Source organism: Micromonospora sp. NPDC049359 (assembly GCF_044466585.1).
Lineage (GTDB): Bacteria > Actinomycetota > Actinomycetes > Mycobacteriales > Micromonosporaceae > Micromonospora.
Genome location: NZ_JBITMW010000007.1, coordinates 144,579 through 163,757 on the forward strand (window position 1 = coordinate 144,579; position 19,179 = coordinate 163,757).

Below are 19,179 nucleotides of genomic sequence, written 5' to 3' on the forward strand. Positions count from 1 at the left end.
AGTCCGATCGGACAGATCGGCTTGGGTTATTGTCCCAATTATCCCTCATTGGACCATTTGACGTGATGTGGTGGTCAGCGCGCTTCATCGGCGTCATTCAGGCCGTATCACGCAGGACGCCACTCGTTGGACGTCTCCTGCGAGTAGTACCCACGGAGGGTGTTCTGTGACAGCTAAACCCAAGAATTGGCTACGGCGGCGGGTGGTCCTGCCGTCGCTCGCGACTGGCGCAGCCGCCACGGTGGCAGCCAGCCTGCTGCTCTTCAGCTCGACCGCAGCAAACGCGCAGGAAGCACCGGTCAACCTGGGGACGGCGGCCGACTTCTCCGTCCTCGCCGGAGCGGAGCCCACCAACACCGGCCCCAGCTTCCTGGCCCAGAGCCTCGGGCGCTTCCCCGGAAACACCGCGTCCGGCTTCGGAACGGCCACCATCGGCGGGGAGGTGCACCTCGGCGACGCGGTCGCGCTCCAGGCTCAGAGCGACCTGACCACCGCCTTCAACGACGCCGCCGGCCGGACCCCGTTCACCAACCTCCCGGCGGAGCTGGGTGGCAACACACTCAACGAAGGGGTCTACCGGATCGGGGCCGCCCAACTGACCGGAACGTTGACGCTCAACGGCCAGGGCGACCCGTCGGCCGTGTTCATCTTCCAGGTCGACTCCTCGCTGACGACGGCGTCGAACAGCAGCGTCGTCCTGACCAACGGGGCGTCGGCCTGCAACGTGTTCTGGAAGATCGGCAGCTCGGCGACGATCGGCACCGGCACCACCTTCGTGGGCACCATCATGGCTCAGGCCGCGATCACGATGGCCACGGGCGCGACCCTCCAGGGCCGCGCGCTGGCGCGCACCGCCGCCGTCACCCTCGACACCAACGTCATCAGCGCACCGATCTGCGCCGGGCCGACGGGCCCGCCTGGACCGACCGGCCCACCCGGGCCCACCGGCCCGTCCGGCCCGCCCGGCCCGTCCGGCCCGCCCGGCAGCCCCGGAGCACCGGGTAGCCCTGGTGCACCCGGCAGTCCTGGCGCACCCGGCAGCCCCGGCGCACCCGGCCCGTCCGGCGCACCCGGCCCGTCCGGCGCCCCCGGCAGCCCCGGAGCACCGGGCAGCCCCGGAGCACCCGGCAGCCCCGGAGCACCCGGCAGCCCTGGCGCACCCGGCAGCCCTGGAGCACCCGGCAGCCCTGGAGCACCGGGGAGCCCTGGCGCACCGGGTAGCCCCGGCGCACCCGGCAGTCCTGGCGCACCCGGCAGTCCTGGCGCACCCGGCAGCCCCGGCAGACCTGGTGGGGGCGGCGAGCAACCCATCCTGCCGGTCACCGGCGGCGGTGCAGTCCCGGCCATGACCGGCGTCGGAGGTGTGATGGTCGTCCTGGGCGCGGTCGCGTTCTTCCTCGCCCGGCGTCGCCGCCTGGAGTCCTGATCGGTGGGCCCGGCCGGTGTGATCCCGGCCGGGCCACCTCCCGTTGTCGGCCCGCTCCCCACCAGGGGCGGGCCGACGACGTGTTCGCCATGGACCGTCAGCCGGTGAGCCTCAGCTCGCGCATGAGGGCGTCCTCGCGCTCGTGCGGGAGGTAGCGCAGAATCCGTGGCGGTCGCCGTCGCAGCGCACCAGGTAGGTCTGGGCGAACTGCGGGCTGCCGGCCCTGCCCTGCGGCGTCGCGAAGTCCAACGTCCACTCGGTCGGTACGAGAACGTACCTTCGGTGCGAGATCGAGAACGTCCAGGACCGTCACCTGGGCTCCGGTAAGCCCAGCTGTCAGTCGTTCCAGGCCACCGTCACTATCACCGCGCTACGCCAATGGTTGTGGACCTTTGAAAACGCGGCCTAGGGTGGTCGCCATGCTTCCGCGCCGCCACCACGACCAAGGGTGGGTCTTGGCGGTGACCCTGGCACGTTCCGACAGATCGGCCGCCTGGTGAGCGGTGCGCCCGCTCCCGCGCAGCGAGGTGATCGGTCACGCCCCGACCGTCGCCGGCCCACGGTCGCCGACGCCTGCGCGCGGCTCGCCCGGTCGCGTCCCTTCGAGATCGGCATCGTCGTCGTCATCCTCGCCAACGGGATCGTCCTCGGTGTGGAGACGTACGAGGGGCTGTTCCCCGCGAGCGGCGCGCTGCACGGGCTGGAGCTGTTCTTCCGCGCCGTCTTCACCATCGAGATCGGCGTCCGGTTGGCCGCGTACGGCCGGCGTCCACAGGACTTCTTCCGGCACGGTTGGAACGTCTTCGACTTCCTCGTGATCGCCGCCATCTTCGTTCCGGGCCTGCACGGCGACGCGGCGCTGTTGCGCGTGGTGCGGGTCGCCCGGATGGTCCGGCTGGTGCGGTTCTCGCCGGGCCTGCGGACCATCGTCTCCGCGCTGTGGCGCAGTCTGCCCGGCGTCACCGGATTCCTCGCGCTGGCCGTGGTGACGCTCTACGTGTACGGGATGGCCGGCTGGCTGATCTTCGGCGACCGGTATCCCGACGAGTACGGGGACATCGGCAGGTCGTTGCTGACGCTGTTCGTGCTGCTGTCGCTGGAGACGCTGCCGGACCTCATCGAGCAGGGGCTGGCCATCTCGCCGTGGACGCTGCTCTACTACGTCAGCTACGTGGTGATCACCGTCAACCTGCTGCTCAACATCCTCATCGCGGTCATCGTGAACTCCATGGAGGAGGCCCGTCGGCTGGAGATGACCGAGCGGTTGGCCCCCGGCTACGACGAGGACGGTGACGGCATCCCCGACGAGGTGGACCGCATCGCGCTCACCCAGCGGCTGGACGACCTGCGCGCGGTCATCGGCGCGTTGGAGCGGGAGTTGCGGATCGACCGGGAGGACGCGCACGGCCGGCCGCATCGCGTCCAGGCGCGCTCCGAACGCTGACCCCGCGATCGTTCCCCGCGCGTAGCGTGGAACCGTCATGGACACCGACCCCAGCGCGATTCGTGCGGATCTGCACCGTCGACGCGACGAGACCACCGCCGAGATCGCCGCGCTCGAGGGCGACCTGCGGAGCCTGTTCGAGGCGTCCCGGTCCTCGAACGCCGACGACGAACACGACCCCGAGGGCAGCACGATCGCGTTCGAGCGGGCACAACTGAGCGCCGTGCTGGCCGCGGCCCGTCGACGCGTCGCCGAACTGGACGAGGCGCTGAGCCGCGTCGCGGCGGGCACCTACGGCGTCTGCGAACGGTGCTCCCGCCCGATCCCCGCCGAACGGCTCGCGGCCCGCCCGTCGGCGCGTACCTGCGTCGCCTGCGCCAGCCGACGGTGACGGTGGCGACGCCCGCGGACCCGGTGCCCGGCGGACGCCGCGGGGGTGTCCGCGCACGGACGGGTTCCGGTCAGACGACGGTGGGACTGCGGCGTTCCAGCAGCACGACGTCACGCCAGCGGTCGCGGTGGCGGCCGATCCGTTCGCGTACGCCGATGACCCGGAAGCCGGCCCGGCGGTGCAGGGCCAGGCTGGCGGTGTTCTCGGGGAAGATGCCGGACTGGATCGTCCAGATGCCGGCGCCCTCGGTCGAGGTGATCAGCGCGTCGAGCAACAGCCGGCCGACCCCGCGCCCCTGAGCCGCCGGGTCGACGTAGACGGAGTGCTCGACGACGCCGGCGTAGACCGGACGGCTCGACGTCGGCGTGACGGCGACCCAGCCGAGGACGAGGCCGTCGGCGACCGCCACGAACCGGTGCGCGGCGATCCGGCTGGCGTCGAACGCCGCCCAGGTCGGTGCGGTGACCTCGAAGCTGGCGTCGCCGCCGTCGAGGCCGAGTTGGTAGATCGCCAGGACGCGGTCCGCGTCGCCGGGGCTCATCGGTCGCAGGGTCGTCTCGGCCACGGGTGGGCTCCGATCTTCTCTCCATGATGTCGCGGGTCTGGTGTGTCAGACAGTTGTACCGTGCGGGGACACCGGCCTTCCGCCGCGCTCACCGGCGTCCCGCACGTCCCGGCGTCCGCTCGTCGAAAGATGTGATGTATCGATTCGATGGTGGCAGCTCGCCGCGTCGGTTCAACCGGCCGCGATTGTGAACGTCGAACCTTCCCCGCAACTCGCAGGTTCCCTTACCGCAACCGGACCGCAACGGCGTGAGCCGCCGGGAGCAACCGGCGCGGTCCGTCGCGGAGAGCGCGAGGAAACGTTGGATGTCTATGCGTATAGGCCCGACGGCGTCGTTGACGCATCCAAACCGCCCTCCGTATACTCCGAATGATCATCTGATCTTTAGCCGAGCCGGGCGAGGAGCGCATGCCGCAGATCACTGGCGTCACCGTCGAGGACGTCCGCTTTCCCACCTCGCTGACCGCTGACGGGTCCGACGCCATGAACAAGGACGGCGACTACTCGGCGGCCTACGTCATCCTGCACACCGACGGCGTCGACAGCGCCGGCGTACCGCTGGCGGGTCACGGCCTCACCTTCACCATCGGTCGGGGTAACGACATCGTCGTGGCGGCGGCGGCCCACCAGGCCCACCGCCTGGTCGGCCTGGACGTCGCCACGATGGCCGCCGACATGGGCGCGGTCTACCGCCTGCTCACCTCCGATACCCAGCTGCGCTGGCTCGGCCCGGAGAAGGGCGTCGTCCACCTGTCCCTGGCGGCCGTGCTGAACGCGGCCTGGGATCTGGTCGCGCGACTGGCCGACAAGCCGCTGTGGCGGCTGCTCACCGACATGTCCCCCGAACAACTCGTCGACATCGCGGACCTGCGTTACCTGTCCGACGCGCTGACCCGGGACGAGGCGCTGGCCATCCTGCGGGCACAGCAGAGCACCAAGGCCGACCGCCTCGCCGAGCTGGCCCGCACCGGCTACCCGGCCTACACCACCTCGGCGGGCTGGCTCGGGTACGGCGACGACAAGCTGCGCCGGCTATGCCAGGAGGCCGTCGACTCCGGCTACGGTTACGTCAAGCTCAAGGTGGGCGCCGACCTCGACGACGACATCCGCCGGTGCACCATCGCCCGGGAGATCCTCGGCCCGGACCGCAACCTGATGCTCGACGCCAACCAGGTGTGGGACGTCGACCAGGCCATCGAGTGGGTCAGGGCGCTGGCCCGTTTCACCCCACTGTGGATTGAGGAGCCGACCAGCCCGGACGACATCCTGGGCCACGCGGCCGTGCGCCGCGCCGTCGCTCCCGTCGGCGTCGCCACCGGCGAGCACTGCCACAACCGGGTGATGTTCAAGCAGCTCTTCCAGGCCGAGGCCATCGACTTCTGCCAGTTGGACACCGGCCGGCTGGCCAGCGTCAACGAGATTGTCGCGGTGCTGCTGCTCGCCGCGAAGTTCGGCGTCCCGGTGTGCCCGCACGCGGGCGGCGTCGGGCTCTGCGAGATGGTCCAACACGTGTCGGTGCTCGACTACGTCGCGGTGTCGGGGGATCTCACCGGCCGCGTCACCGAGTTCGTCGACCACCTGCACGAGCACTTCACCGATCCGTGCGTCATCCGGGACACCGGTTGGGGCAGCGGATACGTCCTGCCCCACGCGCCCGGCTACTCCACCCGTATGCACCCCGAGTCGATCGAACGGTACCGGTTCCCGGACGGCCGCTACTGGGCCTCGACCGAGGCGGCTACCGTGTCATCTCCGGAGCCGTACGTCATCGCGGGTGGAGCCGCCACCCCCGCCGGCCGCTAGGAGGTGTCATGTCCCGCACCGACGAGGTCGTGAACGGCATCAAGCGGATGATCCTGGAAGGGACGTTCAAGCCCGGGGACCGGCTGCCCATCGAGAAGGACCTCGCCGAATCCCTCGGCGTCTCGCGGGGCTCCCTGCGCGAGGGGATGTCCGCGCTGTCGATCCTCGGCATCGTCAACATCCGCCAGGGTGACGGCACGTACGTCACGAACCTCGACGCGCCGCAACTGCTGGCCCCGATGGGCTTCGTGGTCGACTTCCAGGGGCAGGGCGACGGACGGCACATCCACACCGTCCGCCGCCTGCTCGAATGCGAGGCCGCCCGGTTGGCCGCGACCAGGATCACCGACGAGGCCCTGGCGCAGGCCGCCGAACTGCTCGACGAGGCGGCCCGGATCGCCGGCCGGTCACCGCAGGACCACGAGCGCATCATGGAAATCGACATCGCGTTCCACCGGATCATCGCCGCACAGGCCGACAACCCGGTGCTCATCGGCCTGATCGAGGCGTTCGCCGGGCGCACCCTGCGCGGGCGGCTCTGGCGGAGCCTGCACGAGGAGGGCGCGGACCGGCGTACCCACGACGAGCACGTGGCGATCCTGAAGGCCCTCCGGGCGCGCGACCCGGAGCGGGCCCGCACCCGGATGGCCAACCACCTGATCGGTGTGGAGGAGTCGCTCCAGGGGTTGCCCGACGAGGGCTGACCGCCGCCGTCGATTGATCGCCCGCCCGTGCCGCTCGTCGGTGGCACCGTTCCCGGTGCACCGCGCGCGCTCACGGGCGGGCGACCCCCCGCCCTAGTCCCGCTCCGAGCCCTTGCTTCCGGTCATCGCCGCGACCAGATCGTCGGTGCTGACCTCGTCGGCACGCAGCCGAGCCGCCCGCCGGCCGAGACGCAGCACCTCCACCCGGTCGGCGATCTCCAGAACCTGCGGCATGTTGTGGCTCACCAGCACCACCGACATGCCCGCCGCACGAGCCCGCCGCACCACGTCGAGCACCCGCTCGGTCTGCACGACGCCCAGCGCCGCGGTGGGCTCGTCGAGGATGACCACGTTCGTCGCCCAGATGATCGCCCGTGCCACCGCGACGCACTGCCGCTGCCCGCCGGACAGCATCGCGATCGGCGTGGTGACCCGTGGGATCCGTACGCCCAACTCGTCGAGCGCCACGGCTGCGCCGTGGCGCATGGCGCGCTTGTCGAGCAGCCCCAGCCGACCGAGCGGCCCGGACCGCAGGATCTCCCGCCCGAGGTAGAGGTTGGCGGCGACGCTGAGGTCGTCGGCGACCGCGAGATCCTGGTAGACGGTCTCCACCCCCGCGCGCCGGGCGTCCACCGGAGTCGAGAAGTGGACCGGGCGGCCACCGACCCGGATCTCGCCCTCGTCCGGCGCGTGCACGCCGGAGAGCGTCTTGACCAGCGTGCTCTTGCCGGCGCCGTTGTCACCGATGAGGGCGACGACCTCGCCCCGGTGGACCGTGAAGTCGGCGCCGCGCAGCGCCTCGACGTGGCCGAACCGCTTGACGATCCCCCGGGCTTCGAGCACCGGCGGCTCCTCGGGAGACCGCCGCTGGTCGTTGTCGGTCGTCGGCGCGGAGGTCGTCGCCATCACTGCACCGGGGGGTTGGCGCAGCTGGGCTCGAGCACCGCCTTGATCTCCGGCGAGTCGATGTTCTTCTTGGTGACGAAGGTGACGCCGGTGTCCGCCGACGCCAGCGGCGCCTTGTCCCGGAGGTGCTTGACCATCTTGTCGACGCCGAAGTAGCCCATCTTGAAGGGATTCTGCACGACCAGCGCCGAGATCTGGCCGTTGCGCAGTCCGGCGATCTCGTCCGGGGCGGCGTCCCAACCGATGATGACCACCTTGCCGGACTTGCCCGCCGCCTGGATGGCCTGCGCCGCGCCGAGCACGCTCGGCTCGTTGGCGGCGAAGATGCCGGCGAGGTTGGGGTTCGCGGTGAGGATGTTCTCGGTGACCCGCCGCGCCTCGTTGACGTCGCTGCGGCTGGGCTGCTGGCCGACCAGCTTGAGGTTGGGGAACTGCTTGAGGCCCTCCTTGAAGCCGTCGACCCGCTCGGTGTTGGTCTGCGAGCCGGGCTGGAACTCCACCAGCGCCACGTCGTGGTTGCCGGAGCCCAGCTCGGTGGCGAGCAGCTTGGCCGCCTCGACGGCCGAGGCCTTGTTGTCGGTGGCGAAGAGCGGCACGCTCGACGGCTGCGGGCTGGTGCCCGAGTCGATCATCGCGACCGGGATGTTCGCGCCGATCGCCTGGTCGGTGGCGGGTGCCAGCGCGCGGGAGTCGGTGGCCGCGTAGACGATCCCGTCGACCTTCTTGGTGACGAAGTTCTGGATCAGGTTGACCTGACCCTCGACGTCGGTCTCGGTGGTCACCCCGTCCCACTGGACGGTGACGTTGCCGGCGCGCTGCGCGGCGCACTCGGCGCCCGCCTTCACCGTGTTCCAGTAGTCGGCCCCGACGGCCTTGGGCACGACGGCGAGCTTCAGCGGCCCGGAGGCGTCCTTGGTCGCGCCGTCGCCTCCGTCGCGGACCTCGACTCCGCCGCAGGCGCTGAGCAGCGCCGCCGCCACGGCGGCGGCGAGGACGGCCTGCGCGCGCAGGAGGTGACCCCGGGGACGTCGGCGGATGGTGGTGTGTGCCATGGTGTGCGTCCTTCCTCTGGTGAGCTGCGGGAACGGCAGATCAGCCCCGTGACTCCAGCCGCCGACGGCGGTACTGGTCGAAGTAGACGGCAGCCCAGATGATCAGGCCGACGATCACCTGCTGGTAGTGGATGCTGATGTCGAGCAGGACGGCGCCGTTGCGGACCAGGGCGATGAGGAAGGCGCCGATGATGGTCCCGACGATCCGGCCCTGCCCGCCGAATAGGCTGGCGCCGCCGATGACCGCCGCGGCGATGACGTCGAGTTCCAGCGAGATGCCGTAGTTCGGCTGCCCGGAGTTGACCCGGGAGGCGGCGATCATGCCGCCGAGGCCGACCAGGACACCCGCCAGGACGTACACGTAGGTCAGGTAGCGCCCCACCGCGATGCCCGAGCGGCGGGCGGCCTCCAGGTTGGAGCCCATCGCGTAGGTGTACTGCCCGAAGCGGGTCTGCGAGAGCAGGAAGGCGACCCCGACGGCGACCAGGGCGGTGATCACGACCGCGAACGGAATGCCGATGATCTCGCCGTTGCCGAGCAGCTGGAACGACTTGGGCAGCCCGTAGACGCCGACCGCGCCGGTGATGATGAAGACCAGTCCTCGGCCGACCGACATCGTTCCCAGCGTCGCGATGAACGGGGGTATCCGGGCGACGGTGACCAGCAACCCGTTCAGCAGTCCCGCCAGAGCGCCGACACCGATCGCGACCGCCGTGGCCGCGAGGAGCGGAAAGCCCAGGTCCCGTACGACCATCGCGCCGGCCACGCCGGCGAGCGCGGCGACCGAACCGACCGACAGGTCGATTCCCTTGGTGATGATGACCATCGTCTGCGCGGCGGCGATGATGGCGATCACCGCGGTCTGCGCGCCGATGTTGAACAGATTGTCGGCCGTCAGGAAGTAGGGACTGGCGAAGCTCAGCGCGACGAACAGGACGACGAGCGCGGTCGCGGCGGTGAACTCGGACAGCGCGTGGGAGATCCGCTCGCGCAACCAGTCGTTGAGCGCGCCGCCGTGGGCCTGGTCGGTCGCCTCGACGGCGCTCATCGCCGGGCCCGGCCGTCGTCCACTGTGTCTCCCCCGGCTCGGCACGCGCCGCCGCCGGTGATTGACGCTCTCGCTCGCAACCGGACCTCCCCAGGAAGTCACGCACGGGCCACGCCCCGTAGCGCCCGCACGATAGATCAGATGTTTGCAATGATCAGGCGTTACCTTGCCATGGTCACACTCGTGTTGCCAAGGTCTTACCGGCATGTTGTGGCATCGTTATTCGCACCTCGGGCACGATACGTCCGACCAAAAGACCCGCTAACCGTGTCCGGTCCGGGACGGCGACCGACGTCGTCAACGGAGGGGTCTGCCGCACGGCCACCGGTCGCCTTGAGCATGTTATCGATAACATGCTATGTTCCGCCAAGGAGTCGAGGGCACGTCCCTCCCGTTCGGAACCACCGGCACCTCGAAGGGCATCGGGTCCCACGACCCGGTCGACGGCCGGTGAGCTGTCCAAGCCACACCTGTCCGGCGTACGTCATTCCCGCGTCCGCGCACGCGGCAGTCCATCGTGACGTTTACCCCGCAGGCAGCACCGTTGTCGACCCGTCGGACCGTCCCGGGCACCGCCGAATCTCGCCCCGCACGACCCCCGGCAGCCCTTCGCCGATCGGGCAGCCCGACCTCGACTCCGCCGCCACCATTTGTCGAAAGGCAGGACCATGGACAAGATCCCCGACGAACGCACACCGCGACCCCTCCTCCGGGGCCGTCGGGTGCTGGTGCCGCTCGCGGCCACCCTCGCGGCGGTCGCCGCGACGGTGGCGGTGACCTCGGCCGCCAACGCCGGCACCACGCTGGGTGCCTCGGCGGCCGAGAAGGGCCGCTACTACGGCGCCGCGGTACCCGCCTTCAAGCTGTCCGACAGCCAGTTCGCTGGCATCGTGAACCGGGAGTTCAACCAGCTCACTCCCGAGAACGAGATGAAGTGGGACGCCACCGAGCCGCAGCAGGGCCGGTTCAACTACAGCGGCGGGGACCAGATCGTCGCCCACGCCCAGTCGCACGGCATGATCGTCCGCGGCCACACGCTGCTGTGGTACCAGCAGCAGCCGGGTTGGGCGCAGGGCATGTCCGGCACCGCGCTGCGCAACGCCGCCATCAACCACGTCACCCAGGTCGCCACCCACTACCGGGGCAAGATCTACGCCTGGGACGTGGTGAACGAGGCGTTCGCCGACGGCGGCAGCGGCGGTCGACGCGACTCGAACCTGCAGCGCACCGGCAACGACTGGATCGAGGTGGCGTTCCGCGCCGCCCGCGCCGCCGACCCGGGCGCCAAGCTCTGCTACAACGACTACAACACCGACGGCATCAACGCGAAGTCCACCGGCATCTACAACATGGTCCGCGACTTCAAGTCCCGCGGCGTGCCGATCGACTGCGTCGGCTTCCAGTCCCACCTGGGCACCTCGGTGCCGGGTGACTACCAGGCCAACCTGCAGCGCTTCGCCGACCTGGGCGTCGACGTCCAGATCACCGAGCTGGACATCGCCCAGGGCTCCAACCAGGCCAACGCCTACGCCCAGGTGACCCGGGCCTGCATGGCCATCGCCCGCTGCACCGGCATCACGGTGTGGGGGGTCCGGGACAGCGACTCGTGGCGCGGTAACGACAACCCGCTGCTGTTCGACCGGTCGGGCAACAAGAAGGCGGCGTACACCTCCGTCCTCAACGCCCTCAACGCGGGCATCGGCACCCCGACCACGCCGCCGCCCACCACCCCTCCGCCGACCACTCCCCCGCCGACCACCCCCCCGCCCACGACGCCGCCGCCGACCACTCCTCCGCCCACCGGTAGCGGCTGCACCGCCTCGGTGTCGCTGAACTCCTGGAACGGTGGCTTCGTCGCCACGGTCAAGGTCAACGCCGGCTCGACGGCCGTACGGGGTTGGTCGGTCCGGATCACGCTGCCCTCGGGCGCCGCGATCACCAACACGTGGAGCGCGCAGGCCAGCGGCTCCTCGGGTGCGGTGGACTTCCGCAACGTCGAATACAACGGCCAGATCGGCGCGGGCGGCAGCACCGAGTTCGGTTTCCAGGGCACCGGCGCCGGTCCGTCCGCGACTCCTACCTGCACCGCGAGCTGACCCGTCCCCTCTCAGCTCACCCCCTGAGCGCCCCCGGGGCCGCGCGGACCACCGCGCGCCCCGGGGGTGCTCGCCGTCCTGGGGGGTGCGCCTACCCCGCGTCAGGCGTCGAGGCAGGAGCGGACCGCGGCGGTGAGCCGGTTGGCGCGCTCGTCGCCCGCGCCGTACATCTGGTTGACCACGTAGCCGAACCCCACCTCGTGGTACGCGTCGGCGAAGGCGAGGTTGCCGCCGGCCCCGTCGTGGCCGAAGCTGCGCTCCCCCAGCAGCGGCCGGGCCGGCTCGGAGTGCAGCAGGAAACCGGTGCCCCAGCGCTGGCCGGTGTCGGGCGGGCCGTGCCGTTGCTGGCCCCGTGAGCGGACGATGACCGCGTCGTCGACCGAGGCCCGGGTGAGCAGGGGTCCATCGCCCACGTCGGACACGCAGGCCGCGTAGAGGCGCGCGAGGCCGTCCGCGGTGCTCACCGCTCCCGCGCCCGGAATGCCGGCCGCCTGGATGTCCGGGTCGTTGAAGCTGACCAGACCGTCGGCGTCGGCGGGGAAGGCGAACGCGCCGCCCATGGTGATCCCCCGTTCGGCGACCGGGTCGACGAAGGGATCGGCGTCCGGTGGTGGGGCCAGATTCCAGGCGACGCCGTCGCGTTCGGCGGCGGGCAGCCCGAGCCAGGTACGCAGTCCCAGCGGGCCGGCGACGGTGTCGCGGAAGTACGCGCCGGGGAGCTGACCGGTGACGCGGTGGATGACCTCGCCGACGAGCCACCCGTAGGTCATCGAGTGGTAGCTGTGCGCCGTACCCGGCTCCCACAGTGGGGTCTGCGCCTCGATCGCCGCGATGACCGGGTCCCACGCGAGCACCTCGTCAAGGGTCAGCGGCCGGTCCAGCGCCGGCAGGCCGGACTGGTGGGTGAGCAGCCACCGTACGGGGATGTCGGCCTTGCCGTGCTGGCCGAACTCCGGCCAGTAGCGCGTCACGGGCGCGTCGAGGTCGAGGCGCCCCTGCTGGACGAGCAGGTACGCGCAGATCGCCAGGATCCCCTTGGTGCAGGAGAAGACGACGACCGGCGTGTGCGCCGTCCAGGGGCGTCCGGTGCGGGTGTCGGCCAGACCGCCGTACAGGTCGACGACCTTGCGACCCCGCACGTAGAGGGTGACCGCGGCGCCGACCTCACCGCGGAGGGTGAAGTTGTCGCGGAACGCGTCGGCGACGCGCCTGTAGCGCTCGTCGACGTCGCCGTGGATCTGCGGCTGCGTGGCCACTGCCTATCCCTTCAGTGAGCCCTGGATCAGGGCCTTGATGAACTGTCGCTGGAAGATCAGGAACACGATGAGGGTAGGTGTGAGGATCAGCAGCGAGCCAGCGCACAGCAGCACCAGGTCGGTGCCCCACTGGCCCTGGAACGCGCCGAGCGCTCCGGCCATCGTGCGTTTGGTGGCGTCGTCGACCAGCACGATCGCGAGCAGGAACTGGTTCCACGTCCAGAGGAACATCAGGATCGTCAGCGACGCGATGGCCGGGCGGGCCAGCGGCACCTGGACCCGCCAGAACAGCTGCCAGGTGCTGCTGCCGTCCACCCGGGCGGCCTCGGACAGCTCGACCGGCACGTTGGTGAAGTGGGCGCGCATCCAGAACACCGCGAACGGCATGTAGAGGCCGATCAGCGGCAGGATGATGGCCCACCGGGTGTTGAGCAGGCCGAGGTCCTGCATCTGGTAGTAGAGCGGGGTGACGACGGCCTCGAAGGGCAGCGTGAGGCCGAGCAGCAGCAGACCGAAGACGAGCCGGCCGCCGGGCACCCGCAACTGACCCAGCCCGAAACCGGCCATGGTGGCGATGAGCACGGACACCGGTACGACGCCCGCCACGATGAGCAGGCTGGAGCGCAGCAGTGCGCCCATGTTGGCGGCGGTGAACGCGTCGGCGAAGTTGCCCCACTGCGGGTCGGACGGCCAGGCCAGACCGTCGGGCACGGTGCCGCGCGGTTGCAGGGCGGCCGAGAGCATGCTGACGAACGGCAGCAGGGTCACCAGGATCAGGGCGATCAGGAAGACCCGACCGGTCAGCTGCTCGCGTCGGCTCAGGTTCACGGCTTCTCCCCCCGGGTCAGTCGCTGGATCGGCAGCACGAAGGCCAGCACCAGAAACATCAGTACGACCGCGAGCGCCGAGGCCAACCCCACCTGACGCTGCGAGAAGGCCAGCCGGTAGATCTCCAGACCGGGGACGGTGGTCTGCAGTCCCGGGCCGCCGCTGGTGGAGATGTAGACGATGTCGAAGCTGGCCAACGCGGCGATGATCGTGACGGTGAGGCAGACCCCGATCTCCTGACGCAGGCTGGGCAGGGTCACCGCGAGGAACTCGCGGACCGGCCCCGCGCCGTCCAGCCGGGCGGCCTCGTAGAGCGCCGGATCGATCTTGCTCATGCCGGTCACCAGCAGGATCGTGCAGAGGCCGAGCAGGACCCACGCCCCGATCACCCCGACGGCGGGCAGCGCCGTGTCGAAGTCGCCCAGCCAGGCGCGGGCCACGCCACCGAGCCCGACGGCGCGCAGCACCTGGTTGACCAGACCGTTGGTCGAGAGCAGCCAACTCCACGCGATGCCGGCCGCCACCAGGGGAATGACCTGGGGCAGGAACAGGATCGTCCGGACCACGGTGCCGAACGCGCCGGTGGTGATCCGGCGGACCACGCTCGCCACCAGCAACCCGAGCGCGACCGGGATGAGGCTGAAGAAGACGATCAGGACGATCGCGTTGGAGATGATCTTCAGCAGGTCGCTGTCGGTGAAGACCGTGACGTAGTTGTCCAGGCCCGCCCAGCGGGCCACCCCGATCCCGTTCCAGTCGTAGAGCGAGTACTGGACGGTCAGGGCGAGCGGCCGCAGGACGAAGACCGCGTACATCACGAAGGCGGGCAGGACGAACAACCAGCCGGTCCCGGCCGCGCGGGCCCACCGGCGTCGGTGGGCCCGCGCGGACGCGGGACGGGCGGGACGACCCACGGACGACGCCCGGCCGTCCCGCCCTGGTGGTGCGCTGCCGAGGGCAGACGTCATCGGGACAGTTCCTTCTCGTACTCGGCCTGGACCGCCTTGACGTACCCCTCGGGCGTCTGCTGGCCGGCGACCAGCTTCTGCATCTCGGGCGTGATCGCGGCGGCGAAGATGCCACCGGTCGCGTTCGCGGTGAAGTCGACCGCGCCGTTCTCGGCCCCGAGCTGCTGCGCCGCCTTGAGGGTCTCGGCCAGCACGGTGTTCGGGGCGGCGGCCGGCACCGGAAGGTCGCTCGGGCCACCCGGGCTGGACCCGCCGACCGTCACGGCGATCTCTCGCGCCTTGGCGTCGGTGTGGACCCAGTTCAGGAAGAACGCGGCGGCGTCCGGGTTCTTGGCCTTGGCGGAGACCCCGAAGGTGTTGGGGGCGGACATCGCCACGTGCTTGGCGCCGGCCGCCTCGCCGGGGAACAGGAAGAAGCCCACGTTGCCGGCCATCGTCTTGTCGAGGTTCGCCGACTCCCAGTCGCCGTTGAACATGAACAGACCGTTCCCCTTCTGGAACTGCCCGACCATGCCCGCGTAGTCCAGGGCGTTGGCGTCCTTGGTGAAGTAGCCGGCCTGCGCCCACTTCTGGATGGTCTGGGTGGCCTTCAGCGCGGCCGGCGTGTCGAAGGTGGCTCCCGGCTTCTGGAAGATCCAGTCGGCGACCTGCGCCGGGTCGCCGAACTGGTTCTGCAGCGCCTGGTGCGGGAAGTTGATGCCCGCGGTGTTCTTGTTGAACTGCATGATCGGCTGGACCCCGCTGGTCTTCGCCTTCGCCAGCACCTGCTCGAACTCCGCTACCGTGGCCGGCGGCTGGGACATGCCGACCTGGGCGGCCAGCTTTTTGTTGTAGAAGACTCCGGTGACGCTGTAGCCGAGCCCCATGCCGTAGAGCGATCCCACGCCCCGCGTCTCGTCGCCGACGCGCAACTGCACGAGCTGCGAGGCGGGGAACTTGTCCCAGCCGTACGCGGTGACGTACGGGTCGAGGTTCTTGAGCAGGTCGTCCTTCACGAGGTCGACCATCGTGGGAAGCCGGATGATGTCGGGCGCGTTGTCCGAGGCCATCACGCGGGGGGCGTTCTCCACGATGACCGTGAACTGGTCCTCGCGGATATTGAAAGTGACGTTCGGGTGCTGCTTGGAGAACTCGTCGGCCAGCGCCTTGGCCAGCGGGAAGCCGGTCTCCGCGTACATCTGGAGGGTGACCGGCCCGGTGCCCAGGTCCGTCTTGACGGCGGCGTCGGGCCCGGCGGTCGACGACCGGTCGGCTCCGGGCGCGCTGCACGCCGTGGCGGCGAGCCCCAGCACCAGCAGCGGTCCGAGGACCAGCGCGCCGCGTCGCGGGAATGTCGTCAGCGTTTGTGCCATGTCATGACTCCTATGTTTCCTCCGCGCGTCCCACGACCCACGGCCGCGCGACGGCTCCACCGGGACCTTCGCGACGGGCGAGCGGCCACGACACGTACGCCGTGACCATCTCGCGCCGCCGCGCTCGCGTACCGACTCAGCAGGCGACCGACGGCGTCTACCGACGCGCCAAAAGTGGCCGCTAAACTGATTTAGCAGAGCATGCGCGTGACACCGGAGGCTGTCAAGGACAACCTGGCAACGGTCCGGAAACATCGGGTTCACACCACGCCCGACCCGACCGGGGCCGGGCTCCGTGCGCCGACGCATCATGATGGGCGGGAGCGGGAGCCCGTGGCGCCGCGCCTGATTCGGAGGACAGATGGGCCGCAACAGAGCAACCCTGGCCGACGTCGCACGGCGGGCCGGGCTGTCCAAGACCGCCGCGTCGATGGTGCTGAACGGCAGGGAGGGCACCCGGCTCTCGGCCGAGGCACACCAGCGCGTGTTCGCCGCCGCCGAGGAGCTGGGCTACCGGCCCAACCTGGCGGCACGCAGCCTGCGTACCCGCAAGACGGCGACCATCGCGTTCGTCTCCGACATCGTCGCCACCACCCGCTTCGCCGGCGGCCTCATCCGCGGCGCGCTCGACGCGGCCCGGGAACGCGACCACGTGCTGCTCATCACCGAGACGCAGGGCGATGCCACCTTCGAGCAGTACGCCATCGAGGCCATGCTCGACCGGCAGGTCGACGGGGTGATCTACGCGGCGATGGCCACCCGGCGACTCACGGTGCCCCCCGCCATCCTCGGCGGCCCGGTGGTGCTGCTCAACGCCACCAGCTCGGACAATCTGCCCTGCGTGCTTCCCGACGACGACCGGGCCGGTCGCGCGGTCGCCACCGCCCTGCTGGAGTACGGTCACCGCGACGCCATCGCGCTCATCGGCCGCAACCGGATCAAGGAGGGCGACCAGGAGATCTCCCTCGCCGCTCGGGCCCGCCTGCACGGCATCCAGCAGGCGTTGAGCGACGCGGGCGTCACCCTCCTGGCGGAGTCCTTCTGCACCGAGTGGCTGCCCGAGCACGGTTACGCCGCCACGCGCGCCCTGCTGAACCGAACCCAACGGCCAAGCGCCATCATCTGCATGAACGACCGGCTGGCGTTCGGCGCCTACCAGGCACTCGGCGAGGCGGGCCTGACCGTCCCGGACGACATCTCGGTGATCTCGTTCGACGACGATCCGATCGCCGCCTGGCTACGTCCCAGCCTCGCAACCACCGCGCTACCGCACGAGCAGATGGGGAGGCGCGCGGTCGAACTGCTCCTGGATGGCGGGGCCGCCGAGCGGTCGCTCGTCGCGATGCCGCTGCGCCGACGCCGGTCCCTCGCGCCTCCCGCCTCCTGATCCGGGCACCCCCTCCGCGGGCGGGCCCGTACCGGCACGCGCCCGCGCCCGGCGCGGCGGGGCCGGACGACGACAGGTCCGGGCCGGGGCCGTGCCGCCCCGGTCCGGACCTGTCGAGCTGTCAGCGCGGTGTGGCTAGCGCCGGGTCCAGCGTTGGTTGGAGGCCCCGGTGCAGGTCCACAGGAGCACCGTGGTGCCGTTGGCCGTCGCGTTGTTGTTGACGTCGAGACAGAGGCCCGACGACGCTCCGCTGATCGTGCCGTTCGAGTTGAACGTCCACCGCTGGTTGGCGCCGCCGTTGCAGTCCCAGATCTGGACCTTGCTGCCGGCGCTGGCGTTGGTGGGCGCGTCCAGACACTTGCCGAGCGCCTGGAGGGTCTGCCCGTTGGCCGTCCACCGCTGGTTGGCGGCCCCGTTGCAGTCCCAGATCACCGGCTGGGTGCCGTTGGTGGTGTTGCTCTGCGGGACGTCCAGGCAGCGGCCGGAGGCAACGCTCGACAGCGCGAAGGAGGTGGTCGGCGGCGGCGTGGTGGTCGGCGGCGGCGTGGTCGGCGGCGGGGTGCTGGTGTCGCCGCCACTGACCCGGTACACCACCGTGCCGTGCGCCGGAACGCTGGCGGAAATGGAGCCGGTGCTCGTGCTGGTGGTGTTGCTCCAGGCGTCCACCAGGGTGAAGGAGCTGCCGGACTTGCCGACGGCGGCGGCCGTCGTGGAGATCGTCGTCGTCGAACCGCTCTGGTTGAACAGCGCGACCGCGACGTCACCGTTGGCCAGCCGCTTGGCCAGCACGCGACGGGTGCCGTCGAACGACACCTGGCCGGCCTGCAAGCCCAGGGCGTCCTGGTTGATGCCGATCAGGTTCGCGTTCTTGAGGATCGTCTGCGTCGCGGCGTTCATGTTGCGGACGTCGTTGCCGGCGATCAGCGGCGACGCCATCATCGCCCACATCGCGAAGTGGCTGCGCATCTCGGTGTCGTTCATGCCGCCCCGGCCGACCTCCATCATGTCCGGGTCGTTGAATCCACCCGGGCGCGCGTACGAGGCCAGCGGGACGGTCACGTTGATGATGTTCTGGATGCCCATCGGGTAGCCGTTGGTCTGCCCGGTGTCCCACGCGTTGGTGATGTCCTCGGTGGTGCGCCACATGTTCGCCACGTCGCCCCAGTTGCGCTGCGGGCCGGTCTTGGCGTGGATGCTGTTGGAGTTGATGCTGTAGACGATCGGCCGGCCGGTCGCGGCCAGCGCGTCGCGCATCTTGGCGAACGTGGTGACCTGGTCGTTGATGCTGCCGTTCGGGGAGCACCAGTCGTACTTGAGGAAGTCGACGCCCCAGGCGGCGAACTGCCGGGCGTCCTGCGCCTCGTGGCCCTGGCTGCCGGTCGCGCCGGGGTAGCTGTTGAAGTACTGCGCGCAGGTCTTGTCGACGGGCACCTGGTAGAGACCGAACTTCAGCCCCCGGGCGTGCAGGTAGTCGCCGAGCGCCTTCATCCCGCTCGGGAAGCGGGTCGGGTCGCCCTGGAGGTTGCCGGAGCTGTCGCGGTTCGGGTTGAACCAGCAGTCGTCGACCACGACGTACTGGTAGCCCAGATCGCGCATTCCGTTGCTGACCATCGCGTCGGCGGTCTGCCGGATCAGCCCTTCGTTGATGTTGCAACCGAAGGAGTTCCAGCTGTTCCACCCCATCGGGGGTGTCCGGGCGACGCCGTTCTCCAGCGCCTGGGCCCCGGGTGCCCGCAGGCCCACGAGGGCGGCGGCCACGAGGAGCCCGGCCGCCGCTGCCCGCCCCCAGTGACGGGCTCGGATTCGCTTCATTCGGGAGCGTCCTTTCGGTAGTGCCATCCACGGGGGACGGCAACCCGGATGAGGCGGGCACCGTCGTGTGCGCGACCACTGTTAGCGTTAACAGCAGACGCCGGTCATATTACGGAGCCGTTTCGTCGAATTCAACTACTT

At 70.3% G+C, this 19,179-nt stretch carries 16 protein-coding genes; 7 read left to right on the forward strand and 9 right to left on the reverse strand.

The window, feature by feature from the left end:
- Positions 1-166: 166 nt before the first annotated feature.
- The 3 genes from ACIBTX_RS17980 (at position 167) to ACIBTX_RS17990 (ending at position 3,261) form a co-directional block, all read left to right on the forward strand.
- On the forward strand, positions 167-1,426 hold the full coding sequence (locus ACIBTX_RS17980; protein ID WP_396832743.1) for an ice-binding family protein: 1,260 nt from the start codon (positions 167-169) through the stop codon (positions 1,424-1,426).
- A 496-nt stretch (positions 1,427-1,922) separates the two neighbouring features.
- Positions 1,923-2,870: an ion transporter gene (locus tag ACIBTX_RS17985; protein ID WP_357172138.1), complete on the forward strand. Its 948-nt coding sequence runs from the start codon at positions 1,923-1,925 to the stop codon at positions 2,868-2,870.
- 37 nt (positions 2,871-2,907) lie between these two features.
- Positions 2,908-3,261 carry a TraR/DksA C4-type zinc finger protein gene (locus ACIBTX_RS17990; protein WP_357121349.1) on the forward strand — a complete coding sequence of 118 codons (354 nt, stop codon included), beginning with the start codon at positions 2,908-2,910 and terminating at the stop codon, positions 3,259-3,261.
- Positions 3,262-3,331: 70 nt separating this feature from the next.
- Here ACIBTX_RS17990 and ACIBTX_RS17995 read toward each other — a convergent pair whose 3' ends face one another.
- Positions 3,332-3,826 (reverse strand): N-acetyltransferase family protein, encoded by a 495-nt coding sequence (locus ACIBTX_RS17995; RefSeq protein ID WP_357121345.1) that lies wholly within the window; start codon positions 3,824-3,826, stop codon positions 3,332-3,334.
- 408 nt (positions 3,827-4,234) lie between these two features.
- On the opposite strand from ACIBTX_RS17995, the gene ACIBTX_RS18000 reads away from it, so the two are divergent.
- Together ACIBTX_RS18000 and ACIBTX_RS18005 are read left to right on the forward strand one after the other, a co-directional pair.
- Complete coding sequence (locus ACIBTX_RS18000; RefSeq protein ID WP_357172137.1) at positions 4,235-5,629, forward strand: enolase C-terminal domain-like protein; 1,395 nt, start codon at positions 4,235-4,237, stop codon at positions 5,627-5,629.
- Positions 5,630-5,637: 8 nt separating this feature from the next.
- On the forward strand, positions 5,638-6,333 hold the full coding sequence (locus tag ACIBTX_RS18005; RefSeq protein WP_357172136.1) for a FadR/GntR family transcriptional regulator: 696 nt from the start codon (positions 5,638-5,640) through the stop codon (positions 6,331-6,333).
- 93 nt (positions 6,334-6,426) lie between these two features.
- On the opposite strand, the gene ACIBTX_RS18010 is transcribed toward ACIBTX_RS18005, so the two are convergent.
- The 3 genes from ACIBTX_RS18010 to ACIBTX_RS18020 are packed head-to-tail and all read right to left on the reverse strand — an operon-like array spanning position 6,427 to position 9,339.
- Positions 6,427-7,239, reverse strand: a complete 813-nt coding sequence (locus ACIBTX_RS18010) for an ATP-binding cassette domain-containing protein (RefSeq protein WP_357172135.1) — start codon at positions 7,237-7,239, stop codon at positions 6,427-6,429.
- Entirely contained in the window at positions 7,239-8,291 is a 1,053-nt protein-coding gene (locus ACIBTX_RS18015; protein WP_357172134.1) for an ABC transporter substrate-binding protein, read from the reverse strand. Before ACIBTX_RS18015 ends, ACIBTX_RS18010 begins: the two co-directional genes overlap by 1 nt.
- A 40-nt stretch (positions 8,292-8,331) precedes the next feature.
- A complete protein-coding gene (locus ACIBTX_RS18020; protein WP_357121332.1) occupies positions 8,332-9,339 on the reverse strand; it encodes an ABC transporter permease in 1,008 nt (335 codons plus the stop codon).
- A 668-nt stretch (positions 9,340-10,007) separates the two neighbouring features.
- On the opposite strand from ACIBTX_RS18020, the gene ACIBTX_RS18025 reads away from it, so the two are divergent.
- Positions 10,008-11,435 (forward strand): endo-1,4-beta-xylanase, encoded by a 1,428-nt coding sequence (locus ACIBTX_RS18025; protein WP_357172133.1) that lies wholly within the window; start codon positions 10,008-10,010, stop codon positions 11,433-11,435.
- 101 nt (positions 11,436-11,536) lie between these two features.
- On the opposite strand, the gene ACIBTX_RS18030 is transcribed toward ACIBTX_RS18025, so the two are convergent.
- The 4 genes from ACIBTX_RS18030 to ACIBTX_RS18045 are packed head-to-tail and all read right to left on the reverse strand — an operon-like array spanning position 11,537 to position 15,839.
- Positions 11,537-12,691, reverse strand: coding sequence for a serine hydrolase domain-containing protein (locus ACIBTX_RS18030; RefSeq protein WP_357172132.1), 1,155 nt, complete (start codon positions 12,689-12,691; stop codon positions 11,537-11,539).
- Between the two features lie 3 nt (positions 12,692-12,694).
- The gene (locus ACIBTX_RS18035; RefSeq protein ID WP_355050051.1) at positions 12,695-13,519 is read right to left on the reverse strand and encodes a carbohydrate ABC transporter permease; all 825 of its coding nucleotides are present in this window, start codon (positions 13,517-13,519) and stop codon (positions 12,695-12,697) included.
- On the reverse strand, positions 13,516-14,487 hold the full coding sequence (locus ACIBTX_RS18040; RefSeq protein WP_357172131.1) for a sugar ABC transporter permease: 972 nt from the start codon (positions 14,485-14,487) through the stop codon (positions 13,516-13,518). The genes ACIBTX_RS18035 and ACIBTX_RS18040 overlap by 4 nt, the downstream gene beginning before the upstream one ends.
- The gene (locus ACIBTX_RS18045) at positions 14,484-15,839 is read right to left on the reverse strand and encodes an extracellular solute-binding protein (protein ID WP_357172130.1); all 1,356 of its coding nucleotides are present in this window, start codon (positions 15,837-15,839) and stop codon (positions 14,484-14,486) included. The genes ACIBTX_RS18040 and ACIBTX_RS18045 overlap by 4 nt, the downstream gene beginning before the upstream one ends.
- Positions 15,840-16,200: 361 nt before the next feature.
- Between ACIBTX_RS18045 and ACIBTX_RS18050 the strand changes: the two genes are divergently transcribed.
- Entirely contained in the window at positions 16,201-17,226 is a 1,026-nt protein-coding gene (locus tag ACIBTX_RS18050) for a LacI family DNA-binding transcriptional regulator (RefSeq protein ID WP_357121317.1), read from the forward strand.
- Between the two features lie 135 nt (positions 17,227-17,361).
- On the opposite strand, the gene ACIBTX_RS18055 is transcribed toward ACIBTX_RS18050, so the two are convergent.
- Positions 17,362-19,038: a ricin-type beta-trefoil lectin domain protein gene (locus tag ACIBTX_RS18055; RefSeq protein WP_357172129.1), complete on the reverse strand. Its 1,677-nt coding sequence runs from the start codon at positions 19,036-19,038 to the stop codon at positions 17,362-17,364.
- Positions 19,039-19,179 lie beyond the last annotated feature (141 nt).